Below are 15,344 nucleotides of genomic sequence, written 5' to 3'. Positions count from 1 at the left end.
TCGCCGGAACGGCCCTTGCCCCCGGGGGTCATGGTCAACAAGCAAGAGAACGAACTGCTGGTCGGGAGCAGCGAGAACGTCAAAGAGCTGCGGCATGTCTATGCCAGCCAGGCTAATGCTATGCGGGCCGCCCGGGCTGAATGGGAGAAGCTGCAACGCGGCGTGGCCGACTTCCAGATCACCCTGGCGCTGGGGCGCCCTGAACTCTACCCGGAGCAACCCACCACCGTCAGAGGGTTCAAGCCCCAGATTGACGAGGCCGACTGGCAGCTCACCCAGGTAGTGCACGACCTCACCAACCAGGGCTATACGAACCGCATCCAACTCGAAGTGAAGCTTGCAGAACTGCCGGAGTGACCACAACCAGATAACCCGCGGACAATATGTGGACAAGGGAAAGGGGAATGTGATGAAAAACAGCAACTTACAGATACAAAAAAGGAGGCCTGAGCCTCCTTTATTTTTATAACAGAACTGGATTAGACCAGAGCTGCTTTAGCTTTTTCAACCAGGGCGGTGAAAGCCAGCTTGTCGTGAACGGCGATATCGGACAGGATCTTGCGATCGATCTCGATGGAAGCCTTCTTCAGACCGTCGATCAAACGGCTGTAGGACAGGCCGTTCTGACGGGCTGCAGCGTTGATACGCGCAATCCACAGTTGACGGAACTGACGCTTCTTCTGGCGACGGTCACGGTAGGCATACTGACCAGCTTTGGTTACCGCTTGTACCGCTACGCGGTAGACACGGGAACGGGCGCCGTAGTAACCCTTGGCGGCTTTCATTACTTTCTTGTGACGAGCGCGAGCGGTCACACCACGTTTAACTCTTGGCATTTTTCACATCCCCCCTTATGCGTACGGCAGACAAGCGACAACACGTTTGTGGTCGGCAGCGGAAACAAAGAACTTCGGTCCCAGCTGACGCTTACGCTTGCTGCTCTTCTTGGTCAGGATGTGACGCAGGTGGTTGTGCTTGCACTTGAAGCGACCTGAGCCAGTCTTCTTGAAGCGCTTTGCCGCGCCCCGGTTGGTTTTCATCTTCGGCATTTCATACTCCGCATTGTGAGTGACAACAAAATCGCAAGGCGAACCGACTCATGGGGCCAGCCCCATGAGTCAATTTCTTGTGGGCCTTAAGATTTCTTCTTGGGTGCGAGGACCATCACAGCTTGACGGCCTTCGACTTTCGGGAACGATTCGACTACGGCCAGCTCTTCCAGATCGTTCTTGACGCGCTCGAGAACCTTGATACCAAGATCCTGGTGGGCCATTTCACGACCACGGAAGCGCAGGGTGACCTTTGCCTTGTCCCCGTCTTCCAGAAAGCGAACCAGGTTGCGTAGTTTTACCTGATAGTCGCCTTCGTCTGTGCCAGGACGGAATTTGATTTCCTTGACCTGGACGACTTTCTGCTTTTTCTTCTGTTCTTTGGTGGTCTTGCTCTTTTCGTAGAGGAATTTGCCGTAATCCATGATCCGGCAAACGGGCGGCTCAGCGTTCGGACTGATCTCGACCAGATCCACTCCTGCCTCAAGGGCCAAGTTCAGCGCATCCTGAATGGAGGTGATGCCAATGGCTTCACCATCCAGACCAGTCAGACGAACTTCTTTCAGACGGATCTCTTCATTGATCCGGTGAGCGCGGGCTTGCGGTTGCTTGCCCAGTTTTTTTCCGCCTTTTATAGCTTATTCCTCCACTTTCTTTTGTCCGCGGGTCTGAACTTCCTGGGTCAACAGAGCAATCAGCTCTTCAACAGGATAAGAGCCCAGGTCAGCCCCTTTACGAGTACGCACTGCAATCTTGCCGGCTTCTACTTCTTTGTCGCCGCAGACCAGCATGAAGGGTACTCGCTTCAAAGTATGCTCGCGGATTTTAAAGCCAATCTTCTCATTTCTCAAGTCCGCTTTTGCGCGAAGGCCCGCATCATTCAATGCCTTGGCAACTTTCACAGCATAATCGGCCTGGTTATCCGTGATATTCATGACCACGGCCTGGGTCGGAGCCAGCCAGGTCGGGAACAGACCGGCGTACTCTTCCGTCAGGATCCCGATGAAGCGCTCCAGCGAGCCCAGAATGGCGCGGTGGATCATCACGGGGATGTGGCGCTCGTTGTCTTCGCCCACATAGGTGGCGCCAAGGCGGCCCGGCAGGGCAAAGTCGAGCTGCACGGTACCACACTGCCAGGCACGATCAAGGCAATCGTGCAGGGTGAACTCGATCTTGGGACCGTAGAAAGCCCCCTCGCCCGGTTGCAGGTCGAACTTCAGGCCGTTGAGTTCCAACGCCTCGGCCAGCGCGGCCTCGGCACGATCCCAGGCTTCATCAGAGCCGATACGCTGCTCCGGACGGGTCGAGAGCTTGACCACGATGTTTTCGAAACCGAAGGTACCGTAGACGTCATAGACCATGCGGATGCACGCAGACACCTCTTCCATGATCTGCTCTTCGGTACAGAAGATGTGGGCGTCATCCTGGGTGAAACCCCGAACCCGCATCAGGCCGTGCAGGGAGCCTGACGGCTCGTTGCGGTGGCAGGAGCCGAACTCGGCCATGCGCAGCGGCAGATCGCGGTAGGATTTCAGACCCTGGTTGAAAATCTGCACGTGACCCGGGCAGTTCATCGGCTTGATGGCGTACTCGCGGTTTTCGGACTGGGTGGTGAACATGGCCTGGGCGTATTTCTCCCAGTGACCTGAACGCTCCCACAGCACGCGATCCATCATGAAGGGGCCTTTCACTTCCTGATAGTCGTACTCTTTGAGCTTGCCGCGGATGAAGGTTTCCAGCTCGCGGAAAATGGTCCAACCATCGTTGTGCCAGAACACCATGCCCGGCGCTTCTTCCTGCATGTGGTACAGGTCGAGCTGCTTGCCGATCTTGCGGTGGTCGCGCTTGGCGGCCTCTTCCAGACGCTGCAAATAGGCCTTGAGCTGCTTCTTGTCGGCCCAGGCGGTGCCGTAGATGCGCTGCAGCATCTTGTTGTTGGAGTCGCCGCGCCAGTAGGCGCCGGACATCTTCTGCAACTTGAAGTGGTGGCAGTGACGCATGTTGGGCACGTGCGGGCCGCGACACATGTCGATGTACTCTTCGTGATGATAGAGACCGGGCTGGTCATCACGGGCAATGTTCTGATCCAGGATCTCGACCTTGTAGGTCTCGCCACGGGCTTCGAACACGTCGCGCGCTTCCTGCCAGGAGACCTTCTTCTTGATGACGTCGTAATCCTTGGCGGCCAGCGCCAGCATGCGCTCTTCCAGGGCAGCCAGATCTTCGTCGGTCAGGGTGCGGTCGAGATCGATGTCGTAGTAGAAACCGTTGTCGATGACGGGACCGATGGCCATCTTGGTCTGGGGCCAGAGTTGCTTGATGGCATGACCCAGCAGGTGAGCACAGGAGTGGCGCAGAATGTCCAGACCTTCTTCGTCTTTGGCGGTGATGATGGCTAGGGAGGCATCGGCTTCGATCAGCTCGCAGGCATCCACCAGTTCACCGTTTACCCGACCGGCAATGCACGCCTTGGCGAGACCGGGACCGATGTCCGCGGCCACATCCATGACGGAAACGGCGTGGGCAAATTGACGTTGGCTGCCGTCAGGCAGAGTAATGATTGGCATTAGGTGTTTCCTTATACAGTGGTGACCCCTACCAAAGGCCACATGCAGGTTGGAGAAACCCTTTCATGTCCAGCTGTTCACTCCCGAGTTTCACCGTTCACAATACGGTTGGTACACGGCAGTGGCACACCATATGGCGTGTGCAAGGCCATCCATTGAGAGGTACAGCGGGGGATTGTATCAGACGCGACAACCCAGACAAGCTGTCTTGGCGATTTTGCATACCGCTTAAGCGCGGGTGTCAACCAGTCCTACTTGCGAGGGCGCCCTTCTGCTGCCATACCCTGTACCAGATTGAGGCGTCAGCCAAAGCAAGGAGAGCATGATGTACACCTACGACATTTCATTTCCGGAGCATGCAGAAAAGCTGGTTCATCCGGATCACCTTCTCACGACTCACTGTCCCGTCCATATCGGTGAGCTGGTGATCCTGGGCGATGGCAGCAAGCGGGAGGTATGCAGCATCGTCCACAGTGCCGAGCGCAGTACCCTCTATGTCACGGACGTGACGCCCGGCAAAGTCACCGCTAGCCGTTGATCCCTAACCGGCGTTCAGAAAAGAGTGGCCATTGAAATCGAAGGCGCTGCGTCCCTCCTCGGCCAGCGCCATCTCCTGCAACACCTGGAGTGCCATCTTGTTGCCCTTTTGCGAGGCCTGATAGAGCCACTGCTTCGCCTCGGCCAGTTCAACCCGCCCGTTGACCCCCATCAGGTGCAGGATGCCCACCTTCAGCATGGCGGGCACATCACCGTTCCTGGCTGCCAGCTCCATCCAGCGAAACGCCTCGTGCAGATCCCGCTTCACCCCGGCCCCGCGCAGATAGACCTCTCCCAGCCGATACTGGCCGACAGCGTCCCCCGCCTGCGCAGCCTGACGATAGAGTCGGATGGCGCGATCCATATCCTGCTCGCTCCCCTGCCCCACTTCATGGCTCCAACCCATCAGCGCCTGTGCCCGTGGCTGGCCCTGATCCGCCAGCGGCGACCAGATCCGGGTCGCCTCATCAAAGTGCCCTGTCCGCCAGGCGCGGTTGGCCGCCGCCAGCTCCTGCTCGGTGGAGAGCGGGATCAGACGCCAGATGACCAGCGCAATGAGGGCGATGAAGAGCCAGCGGGCAGTAGTAGGTTGCATGACATTTTCCGTGATCTGGTTCGCATTTCGTCTATGTAAACGAAATGTAGCAACAGATCAAGCAGGAGATCACCCGGGTTCACCCTCTTTCATGGGGTCGCTCTTTGCGAACTTGCAGTTTGACGGGCGACACAGCAAAATAACTGTATATATAAACAGTGTATTGGTGATGTGATGGCAGGACGAGGCGCGAACCACAATGTCGAGCACCGCTTCAGCGGCCCGCAAATCGAACCAGTTGACGACGGCTGGAGTCAGAGCGACTGGGACGCGGCATTTGCCGCCAGCGCTCCCCGCACCGAGGTGACGGAGATCAGCGCCCGCAGCATCATCAGCTACAACGATTCGCCGGATCTTCCCTTCGGTCGCTCCATCAATCCCTATCAGGGGTGCGAGCATGGCTGCATCTACTGCTATGCCAGACCCAGCCACGCCTACCTTGAGCTCTCCCCCGGGCTGGATTTCGAGAGCAAGCTGTTTGCCAAAATCAATGCTGCCGAGCTGCTGCGACGGGAGTTTGCCAAGCCAGCCTATCAGCCACAAACCATCGTGCTGGGGGCCAATACCGATCCCTATCAACCCATCGAGCACCACTATCGCCTGACTCGCGAACTCCTGACGGTGATGCTGGCTCATCGCCATCCGGTAGGGCTCATCACCAAGAGCGCCATGATCCTGCGCGACCTCGATCTGCTGACCGAGCTGGCCCGAGAAGGGTTATGCCAGGTGATGGTGTCGGTCACCACCCTCAATGACACGCTGAGGCGACAGCTGGAGCCCAGGGCCAGCACGGGGGTTGGGCGGATCAAGGTGATCGAACGACTGGCCAAGGCCGGTGTGCCGGTCGGCGTGCTCGCCGCCCCCATGATCCCCAGGCTCAACGAGCCTGAACTGGAACAGATCATCAAGGCCGCCGTCGACGCCGGGGCGGGCTGTGCGGATTACATCTTGCTGCGATTGCCCCACGAGCTCACCACCCTCTTTTGCGACTGGCTCGATACGCACTATCCCGGCCAGAAAGAGGCGATCCTCAACCAGCTGCGGGCAAGCCGGGGTGGTGCACTCAACAGCGCCACCTTTGGTAGCCGCATGCGAGGTGAAGGACAGTTTGCCGACCTGCTCGCCCAGCGCTTTCGCCTGATCAGCAGGCGGCTGCAACTGGGCAAGCGCCATATAGCACTCAATACAGCCGCCTTCATCCGCCCGGGCGAGCAGTTGCGTCTGTTCTAAGCACCGTCAGCCCCGTGGTCTCGGCGGGCAGCTCCCCGCTGGGTGGCGCTGTGCAATCAGCTCCGCAGGCAGGCGGGATGGCTCGTGCGCCACCTCCTCCTCATCCACCCTAAGGCGCGCCTTCTCCTGCCCTCCCCACATCCGGCTCCACCAGATCTCCCACATTACCCAGCTCGTCATAACAGTGCTCCTGGCAAGCGATGCCTGCCTCTGTGGTGGCCTCATTCAACGCAGGCAGCATGGCTGGCAGTCATGACAGGGCCATGACAGCCGAGTGAAGGAATCGTGTTGATGCGATGGGACCAACCCTGCATATCAGGAAGATGACGCCGTGGCAGGCAGGGCTGCATGCACGGCAGACGGAGCCGGGCAGCAGAGAAGAGAGCTGCTGGGCAAGCACAAGGACGGGGAGAGCCTGCGGTGAGGCGGACAAAAAAAGAGCGACCATCAAGGTCGCTCTTTCGCATCGGACAAAGGGGGAAGATTACTCGTCGCCCGCCTCCCCGGTATCGACGGCGCCAGCGTCCGCTGCGGTGTCGGTGCCTTCAGACACCTCCCCTTCAACAGCCAGGACCTCGGTTTCCTCTTCGTCGCTCTCGGCAACGCGCTGCAGGCCGACCACGGTCTCGTCTTCACCGGTACGGATCAGACGCACACCGCCGGTGTTGCGGCCGATGACGCTCACCTCGGACACCCGGGTACGAACCAGGGTACCGCCGTTGGTGATCAGCATGATCTGGTCGGTATCTTCGACCTGGATCGCATCGATCACCTTGCCGTTGCGCTCATCCACCTTGATGGAGATGACGCCCTGGGTACCCCGGCTCTTGGTCGGGTACTCGTCCAGCGCGGTGCGCTTGCCGTAGCCGTTCTCGGTGGCGGTGAGGATGGCACCATCGCCACGGGGCACGATGAGGGAGACCACCTTGTCACCGGCGCCCAGCTTGATGCCGCGCACACCGGCAGCGGTACGACCCATGGGACGTACGCCCTTGAAGGTGCCCTTGCTTTCGGTGCCTTCGCCGTTGTCACTGCCATCATCATCGTTGCCGGCGTCGTCGTCGGTGTCGACTTCGTCAGTGGCATCGGCATCGGCGCGACCGCTGCCTTCCGCGAAGCGAACCACCTTGCCCGCATCGGAGAACAGCATGATCTCGTTGCTGCCATCGGTGATGTCCACCCCGATCAGCTCATCACCCTCTTTGAGGTTGATGGCACGGATACCGGAGGAGAGCGGACGGCTGAAGTCAGACAGGCTGGTCTTCTTCACGGTGCCGTTGGCGGTGGCGAAGAAGACATACTTGTCGGCGTCATATTCTTTCACCGGCAGGATGGCGGTGATGCGCTCACCCTCATCCAGCGGCAGCAGGTTGATGATCGGACGACCGCGGGCGCCACGGGACGCTTCCGGCAGCTGATACACCTTGAGCCAGTAGACCTTGCCACGGGTGGAGAAGCACAGAATGGTGTCGTGGGTGTTGGCCACCAGCAGACGCTCCACAAAGTCCTCTTCCTTGATCCGGGTGGCCGACTTGCCACGACCACCGCGGCGCTGGGCCTCGTAGTCGGAGAGCGGCTGATACTTCACATAGCCCTGGTGAGACAAGGTAACGACCACGTCTTCCGGGGTGATCAGATCTTCGATGTTGATCTCGGCACTGGACATGCTGATCTCGGTGCGACGCTCGTCGCCGTACTGCTCGCGCACGGCCAGCAGCTCGTCACGGATCACTTCCATCAGGCGTTCCGGGCTTGCCAGGATGTGCAGCAGCTCGGCGATGAGATCCAGCAGAGATTGGTACTCTTCCAGGATCTTCTCGTGCTCGAGGCCGGTCAGCTTGTGCAGACGCAGATCAAGGATGGCCTGGGCCTGGATCTCGGTCAGGAAGTACTGCCCTTCACGGATGCCGAACTCCGGCTCCAGCCACTCGGGCCGCGCCGCGTCGTCGCCCGCTTTTTCCAGCATGGCGGCCACGTTGCCGAGCTCCCAGCCCTTGGCTACCAGGGCGGCTTTCGCATCCGCCGGGGTCGCACTGTGGCGAATGAGCTCGATGATGGGGTCGATGTTGGCCAATGCCACCGCCAACCCTTCCAGGATGTGCGCCCGATCCCGCGCCTTGCGCAGCTCGAACACAGTCCGGCGAGTCACCACTTCACGGCGGTGCAGCAGGAAGGCATCCAGGATCTCTTTGAGGTTCATCACCTTGGGCTGGTTGTTGTCCAGCGCCACCATGTTGATGCCGAACGTGGTCTGCATCTGGGTGTGCTTGTAGAGATTGTTCAGCACAATCTCGCCGGACTCGCCGCGCTTGATCTCGATGACGATGCGCATGCCGTCCTTGTCGGACTCATCGCGCAGGGCGCTGATGCCCTCGATTTTCTTCTCTTTGACCAGCTCGGCGATCTTCTCGATCAGGCGAGCCTTGTTCACCTGATAGGGGATCTCGTGGACGATGATGGTCTCGCGACTGGTCTTCTCGTCCACCTCCACTTCAGCCTTGGCCCGCACATAGACGGAGCCGCGACCGGTACGGTACGCCTGCACGATGCCGGAACGGCCGTTGATGATGCCGCCGGTGGGGAAATCCGGGCCGGTGACATGGGTCATCAGCTCGTCAATGGTGAGGTCGCCGTTTTCGATCAGCGCCAGGCAACCGTTGACAATCTCGGTGAGGTTGTGAGGCGGGATGTTGGTCGCCATGCCCACCGCGATACCGGAGGAGCCGTTGACCAGCAAGGTGGGGACCTTGGTGGGCATGACAGCCGGGATCATCTCGGTGCCGTCGTAATTAGGCACCCAGTCCACGGTCTCTTTGTCCAGATCGGCCAGCAGCTCGTGGGAGATGCGCGCCATCCGCACTTCGGTGTAACGCATGGCCGCGGCGTTGTCGCCGTCCACCGAACCGAAGTTGCCCTGACCGTCGACCAGCATGTAGCGCATGGAGAAATCCTGCGCCATCCGGACGATGGTGTCATACACGGCGCTGTCGCCATGCGGGTGATATTTACCGATTACGTCACCGACCACACGGGCCGATTTTTTATAGGGCTTGTTCCAGTCGTTCCCCAGCTCGTTCATTGCATACAGAACGCGGCGGTGAACCGGTTTCAAGCCATCACGCACATCCGGCAGAGCTCGTCCTACGATCACGCTCATGGCGTAATCCAGATAGGAACTCTTGAGCTCTTCTTCGATGTTGACCGGCGTGATCTCTCTGGCCAGATCGCTCATAGAAAGCCTTAATCCCTAATTAGTTGTTCTTTGGCTTAAACAGCGCGACATGGTAACACACTGAGCCAAATACATTAAGCCACAAATCCGATGAGCACATCGGGCTGGTGCGACGAAGTCGGTCCGTTATAATGCGCGCCAGGACAATAGATTGCGCGCGCCCAGCCCGCTGCGCGCCTTGCCACAGGATCATCAAAACATGAATAGTGATGCCAATGTCGATCTGACAGAAATCGCCAAATTTGAAGCCATCGCCTCCCGCTGGTGGGACATGGAGGGCGAATTCAAGCCGCTGCATCAAATCAACCCGGTGCGCCTTGACTGGATCACCGACAAGAGCGGCGGCCTGTTTGGCAAGCGCGTGCTCGACATCGGCTGCGGCGGCGGCATCCTCTCCGAGAGCATGGCCCGCCGGGGTGCCCGCGTCACCGGCATCGACATGGGCAAGGAACCCCTGGGCGTCGCCCGCCTGCACGCGCTGGAACAAGGTGTGGAGCTCGAGTACCGCCAGATCACCGCCGAAGCCCACGCCGATGAAGCGCCTGGCCAGTATGACGTGGTTACCTGCATGGAGATGCTGGAGCACGTGCCGGACCCGGCCTCGGTGCTGCGCGCCATCGCCACCCTGGTACGGCCGGGGGGCAAGGTGTTCGTCTCCACCATCAACCGCAACCCCAAAGCCTATTTGATGATGATCCTCGGGGCCGAGTACCTGATGAAGATGGTCCCCAAGGGCACTCACGATCACAAGAAGTTCATCACCCCCGCCGAACTCTGTCGCATGGGGGAAGCGGCGGGCCTGCTGGTGCGGGACATGAGTGGCGTTCACTACGCCCCGCTCTCCAACAGCTTCAAGCTCGGCAAGAATGTCGACGTCAACTACATGGTGGCGTTCGAGCGCCCGGAGCAAGGCTGATGAGCACACCTCACCCGATGCCCCTTGGCTGCGTGCTGTTTGATCTGGACGGCACCCTGCTCGACACCGCGCCAGACCTTGGCGCCGCCGTCAATCACGTGCTGATAAGCGAAGGCTTTGCCCCGCTCTCTGACGACATCATCCGCCAGACCACCTCCCACGGGGCCCTCGGGCTGCTCAGGGCCGGTCTTGGTAACGAGCTGCTCGAGGAGCTGGGGGCCACCCGCCTTCGCACCGCCCTGCTCGACTACTACGCCGCCAACCTCTGCGTCGGCACCCGCCCCTATGAAGGCATGGTGGATCTCATCGAGTGGCTCGACGAGAAAAAGCTGCCCTGGGGCATTGTCACCAACAAGCCGGGTTTTCTCACCGAACCGCTCCTGGCAGCCCTGCCTGAACTCGCCAGTTGCGGCGTGACGGTGAGCGCCGACACCCTGCCGGTGCGCAAGCCCGACCCCGCCCCCATGTTCTTTGCCTGCGAGCGGCTCGGCATCGCGGCGAGCCAGTGTCTCTATGTAGGGGATCACGTGCGCGACATCGAGGCTGGCCGCAATGCCGGCATGCGTACCGCGGTGGCTGGCTGGGGTTATCTCAATGATGACGAGGATCCCGCCCTCTGGGGCGCCGATCTTCACTTTGATACCGTGCAGGCCCTGCACCACTGGCTTCGCTACGAGCTGAGCTGACGTCCATGCCCATGACCGACAAGGCATCCGGATAGAGGTGGATCTGCGGGGCAACTTTGATGATGTTCCGATGGCAGTGCGGACATCTGCCCCGACGCGCAGATCCCCCCGCAGCGCACCAGAGGGATCCCGGACGATCCTTCTTTTTACGGGCTTGGCAACCCCCCGAACGGCGTAACAGGACACCTTTTGACCCTGACTGCACAAGGGATGAGCAGGCCGGATTTGCTAGTAAAAACACCCTGCTTTCGCAAGCAAAAAAAGTTATTTTAATTTTCCATCTTCGATCGCCGGACTTGCATTTGACGGATCGGACGGATGAAAACCCGTTCGCTGTGAGCGTCCACTAACTCCCGTCCCGACACCCACAATTTATCCACAGCTAATGCGTTATCCACAGATTGCATTACCGCATCGACCTCACTATCTTGTAGTTCGCATTAAAAATAACACTACATCTTGTGATTCATCGCACAATCCCTGCCCAGTTTCCCTCGACAGACGGAGCCGGGTTGCTCCATGTGCGATGGCTTTTCGGGAATCAACCGATACCGGCAGGTATCAATGAAAGGGGTCATCAGCCAATGAACTTGTTTGTGACGAAGCGTAACGGACACAAAGAACCCATCGATCTGGATAAAATTCACCGCGTGCTCGACTGGGCTGCCGAGAAGCTCGACAACGTGTCGGTCTCCCAGGTGGAGCTCAAGTCCCACATCCAGTTCTATGACGGCATCCGTACCGCCGACATCCACGAGACCATCATCAAGGCTGCTGCTGACCTCATCTCCGAGCAAAGCCCGGACTACCAGTACATGGCTGCCCGTCTGGCCATCTTCCACCTGCGCAAGAAGGCCTACGGCCAGTTCGAGCCGCCCCACCTGTATCAGCACGTCGCCAGACTGGTGGACATGGGCAAGTACGACAAGCACCTGCTGGAAGACTACACCCAGGCGGAATTTGAGGAACTGAACGGCTACCTCGATCACTGGCGCGACATGGACTTCTCCTACGCGGCGGTCAAGCAGCTCGAAGGCAAGTACCTGGTACAGAACCGCGTCACCGGCGAGATCTACGAGAGCCCGCAGTTCCTCTACATCCTGGTAGCGGCCTGCCTCTTCTCCAAGTATCCGAAAGATACCCGTCTGGACTACATCAAGCGCTTCTATGATGCGGTCTCGACCTTCAAGATCTCCCTGCCGACCCCGATCATGAGCGGCGTGCGCACCCCGACCCGCCAGTTCAGTTCCTGCGTGCTGATCGAGTGTGACGACAGCCTGGATTCCATCAATGCCACCGCCAGCGCCATCGTGCGCTACGTTTCCCAGCGCGCCGGCATCGGCATCAACGCTGGTCGCATCCGTGGTCTGGGCAGCCCCATCCGTGGCGGCGAAGCCTTCCACACCGGCTGCATCCCCTTCTACAAATACTTCCAGACGGCGGTGAAGTGCTGCTCCCAGGGCGGCGTGCGCGGCGGTGCGGCCACCCTGTTCTACCCGCTGTGGCACACCGAGGTGGAGAGCCTGCTGGTACTGAAGAACAACCGCGGCGTGGAAGAGAACCGGGTCCGTCACATGGACTACGGCGTGCAGATCAACAAGCTGATGTACCAGCGCCTCATCAAGGGCGGTGACATCACTCTGTTCTCCCCGTCCGATGCACCCGGCCTCTATGACGCCTTCTTCGCGGACCAGGACAAGTTTGAAGCGCTCTACGTCAAGTACGAGCAGGATCCGGCCATTCGCAAGAAGACCCTGAAGGCGGTGGATCTCTTCTCCCTGATGATGCAGGAGCGTGCCGGTACCGGTCGCATCTACATCCAGAACGTGGATCACTGCAACACCCACAGCCCGTTCGACCCGAGCGTGGCACCGGTGCGCCAGTCCAACCTCTGCCTCGAGATTGCGCTGCCCACCAAGCCGCTCAACAACGTGGATGACGAGGACGGCGAGATTGCCCTGTGCACTCTCTCCGCCTTCAACCTGGGCGCCATCGAGAAGCTGGAAGATCTGGAAGAGATGGCCGAGCTGGCCGTGCGCGCTCTGGACGCCCTCCTCGACTATCAGGACTACCCGCTCAAGGCCGCCAAGAAGGGCAGCATGAACCGCCGCACCCTGGGGATCGGCGTCATCAACTACGCCTACTACCTGGCGAAAAACGGTGCCCGCTACTCCGATGGTTCCGGTCTGGCCCTGACCCACCGCACCTTCGAGGCGATCCAGTACTACCTGCTGAAAGCCTCCGTGCAACTGGCCCGCGAGTTCGGCCCCTGCCCGGCCTTTGGCGAGACCACCTATGCCCAGGGTATCCTGCCCATCGATACCTATAAAAAGGATCTGGACACCCTGTGCAATGAACCCCTGCACCTGGACTGGGAAACCTTGCGCGAAGAGATCAAGACCGTGGGTCTGCGCAACTCCACCCTGACCGCCCTGATGCCGAGCGAGACTTCCAGCCAGATCTCCAACGCCACCAACGGCATCGAGCCGCCCCGCGGCCTGGTGTCGGTGAAAGCCTCCAAGGACGGCATCCTCAAGCAGGTGGTGCCGGAGTACCACCGCCTGAAGGATCAGTACGAACTGCTGTGGAAACAGCCGAGCGTCGACGGTTACCTGCAGCTGGTCGGCATCATGCAGAAGTTCGTGGATCAGGCGATCTCCGCCAACACCAACTACGACCCGGCCCGCTTCGAAGGCAACAAGGTGCCGATGAAGCAGTTGCTCAAAGACTTGCTGACCGCCTACAAATACGGTCTCAAGACCCTCTACTATCACAACACCCGTGATGGTGCCGACGACACCCAGACCGATCTGCAAGATGACGGCTGCGCTGGCGGGGCTTGCAAGATCTAACCGCGAAACGCACTGATAAACCGGGCGGGAGCATCAAGCTCCCGCCCTCCTGTTTTCCCTATTTCACGGCATTCGAACCATGGCTTACTCTACTTTTTGCCAGACCCAAAACGATCAGCTCAAGGAGCCGATGTTCTTCGGCCAGTCGGTCAACGTGGCCCGTTATGATCAGCAAAAGCACGACATCTTCGAGCGGCTGATCGAGAAGCAGCTCTCCTTCTTCTGGCGCCCGGAAGAGGTGGACGTCTCCCACGACCGCATCGACTTCCAGGCTCTGCCGCCCCACGAGCAGCACATCTTCATCTCCAACCTGAAGTACCAGACCCTGCTGGATTCCATTCAGGGCCGCAGCCCCAACGTGGCCCTGCTGCCCCTGGTCTCCATCCCGGAGCTGGAGACCTGGATCGAGACCTGGGCCTTCTCCGAGACCATCCACTCTCGCTCCTACACCCACATCATCCGCAACATCGTCAACAACCCGGGCCAGGTGTTCGACGACATCGTGACCAACGAGCAGATCTTGAAGCGCGCCGGCTCCATCAGCCACTTCTATGACGATCTCATCGAGGCCACCTCCGTCTATCACCTGCACGGCGAGGGAACCCACCGGTTCGGGGATCGCGAAGTCACCATCAGCCTGCGGGAGCTCAAGAAGAAGCTCTACCTGTGCCTGATGAGCGTCAACGCCCTCGAAGCAATCCGCTTCTACGTGAGCTTCGCCTGCTCCTTCGCCTTCGCCGAGCGCGAGCTGATGGAGGGCAATGCCAAGATCATCAAGATGATCGCCCGTGACGAGGCCCTGCACCTGACCGGCACCCAGCACATGCTGAACCTGATGCGCAGCGGCAACGACGACCCCGACATGGCGGAGATCGCCGTCGAGTGCGAGCAGGCCTGCTTCGAGCTGTTCAAGGAAGCAGCCCTGCAGGAGAAGGAGTGGGCCGAGTACCTGTTCCAGGACGGCTCCATGATCGGCCTGAACAAGGACATCCTCTGCCAGTACGTGGAATACATCACCAACCTGCGCATGGCGGCCGTCGGCCTGCAACCGGCCTTTGCCGGCACCAAGCAGAACCCCATCCCCTGGATCAACACCTGGCTCTCCTCCGACAACGTGCAGGTGGCGCCCCAGGAAGTGGAAGTAAGCTCCTATCTGGTGGGTCAGATAGACAGTGAAGTGCACGCCGACGATCTGGGTGACTTCGAGCTGTGATGCAAGGCGACCTCTGCTGGCAGACCATGATGCGGGAGAGCGACGTCCGTGAGTGACGCCACCGCCACCCTGAACGCGCCCCTGCATTCCGCCACCACGGCGCCGGAGGGGCAAGCCCCCCAGGTACAGACCCTGGACGGTGTGCTGCACCCCCATCCCGGCGAAAGCGTGCTGGAGACCCTGGAGCGCCACGGCCATCACGTGGAGTTCCAGTGCCGCAGCGGCTATTGCGGCGCCTGCCGCACCCCGCTGCTGGCGGGCAAGGTGCACTACGCCGCCGTCCCGCTCGCCTTTGTCTCCCAGGGGGAGTGCCTCCCCTGCTGCTGTCAGCCGGTGGGCGCCATCAAGCTCGATATCCGAAAGGGCTGACGGCCCTTGTCGCCAGATCTGCCCCGCAAACAAAAAGCCGCCGGATTGCTCCGGCGGCTTTTTTCATGGGAATGTCCCGTCTCTTAAATGAGGGGCCA

Annotated in this window: 14 protein-coding genes and 1 pseudogene; 8 read left to right on the top strand and 7 right to left on the bottom strand. The window is 59.9% G+C overall.

Annotated features, from left to right (window positions below; translation table 11 throughout):
- Positions 1-357 (top strand): annotated as a pseudogene (locus BGO64_RS13535) (contractile injection system protein, VgrG/Pvc8 family); the annotation flags it as partial.
- Between the two features lie 122 nt (positions 358-479).
- Here BGO64_RS13535 and rplT read toward each other — a convergent pair.
- From rplT to thrS, 4 genes are all read right to left on the bottom strand, one after another.
- On the bottom strand, positions 480-836 hold the full coding sequence (gene rplT, locus BGO64_RS13530) for a 50S ribosomal protein L20 (RefSeq protein ID WP_010674800.1): 357 nt from the start codon (positions 834-836) through the stop codon (positions 480-482).
- Positions 837-851: 15 nt separating this feature from the next.
- Positions 852-1,049 (bottom strand): 50S ribosomal protein L35, encoded by a 198-nt coding sequence (rpmI, locus tag BGO64_RS13525; protein ID WP_005300673.1) that lies wholly within the window; start codon positions 1,047-1,049, stop codon positions 852-854.
- 86 nt (positions 1,050-1,135) lie between these two features.
- Entirely contained in the window at positions 1,136-1,666 is a 531-nt protein-coding gene (gene infC / locus BGO64_RS13520) for a translation initiation factor IF-3 (RefSeq protein ID WP_185219337.1), read from the bottom strand.
- A gap of 21 nt (positions 1,667-1,687) precedes the next feature.
- A complete protein-coding gene (thrS, locus tag BGO64_RS13515; RefSeq protein ID WP_042017100.1) occupies positions 1,688-3,616 on the bottom strand; it encodes a threonine--tRNA ligase in 1,929 nt (642 codons plus the stop codon).
- 325 nt (positions 3,617-3,941) lie between these two features.
- Between thrS and BGO64_RS13510 the strand changes: the two genes are divergently transcribed.
- Complete coding sequence (locus BGO64_RS13510) at positions 3,942-4,154, top strand: hypothetical protein (protein ID WP_010674802.1); 213 nt, start codon at positions 3,942-3,944, stop codon at positions 4,152-4,154.
- Between the two features lie 3 nt (positions 4,155-4,157).
- On the opposite strand, the gene BGO64_RS13505 is transcribed toward BGO64_RS13510, so the two are convergent.
- A complete protein-coding gene (locus BGO64_RS13505) occupies positions 4,158-4,748 on the bottom strand; it encodes a tetratricopeptide repeat protein (protein WP_286700834.1) in 591 nt (196 codons plus the stop codon).
- 174 nt (positions 4,749-4,922) lie between these two features.
- On the opposite strand from BGO64_RS13505, the gene BGO64_RS13500 reads away from it, so the two are divergent.
- Positions 4,923-5,978 carry a PA0069 family radical SAM protein gene (locus BGO64_RS13500; protein WP_286700833.1) on the top strand — a complete coding sequence of 352 codons (1,056 nt, stop codon included), beginning with the start codon at positions 4,923-4,925 and terminating at the stop codon, positions 5,976-5,978.
- A 6-nt stretch (positions 5,979-5,984) separates the two neighbouring features.
- On the opposite strand, the gene BGO64_RS13495 is transcribed toward BGO64_RS13500, so the two are convergent.
- Together BGO64_RS13495 and gyrA are read right to left on the bottom strand one after the other, a co-directional pair.
- Positions 5,985-6,158, bottom strand: a complete 174-nt coding sequence (locus BGO64_RS13495; RefSeq protein WP_164882096.1) for a hypothetical protein — start codon at positions 6,156-6,158, stop codon at positions 5,985-5,987.
- Between the two features lie 304 nt (positions 6,159-6,462).
- Positions 6,463-9,210, bottom strand: a complete 2,748-nt coding sequence (gene gyrA / locus BGO64_RS13490; RefSeq protein ID WP_069651293.1) for a DNA topoisomerase (ATP-hydrolyzing) subunit A — start codon at positions 9,208-9,210, stop codon at positions 6,463-6,465.
- A gap of 199 nt (positions 9,211-9,409) precedes the next feature.
- Here gyrA and ubiG point away from each other — a divergent pair, with 199 nt between their 5' ends.
- The 5 genes from ubiG to yfaE all read left to right on the top strand — a co-directional run bounded on the left by ubiG (position 9,410) and on the right by yfaE (position 15,246).
- Positions 9,410-10,126 (top strand): bifunctional 2-polyprenyl-6-hydroxyphenol methylase/3-demethylubiquinol 3-O-methyltransferase UbiG, encoded by a 717-nt coding sequence (gene ubiG / locus BGO64_RS13485; protein WP_041211453.1) that lies wholly within the window; start codon positions 9,410-9,412, stop codon positions 10,124-10,126.
- Positions 10,126-10,812, top strand: a complete 687-nt coding sequence (locus BGO64_RS13480; RefSeq protein ID WP_161470133.1) for an HAD family hydrolase — start codon at positions 10,126-10,128, stop codon at positions 10,810-10,812. Before ubiG ends, BGO64_RS13480 begins: the two co-directional genes overlap by 1 nt.
- Positions 10,813-11,396: 584 nt before the next feature.
- On the top strand, positions 11,397-13,664 hold the full coding sequence (nrdA, locus tag BGO64_RS13475) for a class 1a ribonucleoside-diphosphate reductase subunit alpha (RefSeq protein WP_182975747.1): 2,268 nt from the start codon (positions 11,397-11,399) through the stop codon (positions 13,662-13,664).
- A 79-nt stretch (positions 13,665-13,743) separates the two neighbouring features.
- Positions 13,744-14,877: a class Ia ribonucleoside-diphosphate reductase subunit beta gene (gene nrdB, locus BGO64_RS13470; protein ID WP_286700832.1), complete on the top strand. Its 1,134-nt coding sequence runs from the start codon at positions 13,744-13,746 to the stop codon at positions 14,875-14,877.
- 48 nt (positions 14,878-14,925) lie between these two features.
- Positions 14,926-15,246, top strand: a complete 321-nt coding sequence (gene yfaE / locus BGO64_RS13465; RefSeq protein WP_039040756.1) for a class I ribonucleotide reductase maintenance protein YfaE — start codon at positions 14,926-14,928, stop codon at positions 15,244-15,246.
- Positions 15,247-15,344 lie beyond the last annotated feature (98 nt).

It is taken from the genome of Aeromonas sp. 62-46, assembly GCF_001898585.1.
GTDB classification, from domain to species: Bacteria; Pseudomonadota; Gammaproteobacteria; order Enterobacterales; family Aeromonadaceae; genus Aeromonas; species Aeromonas caviae.
The sequence above is the reverse complement of the archived record's forward strand: the minus strand, read 5'-3'. Positions and strand labels throughout refer to the sequence as shown.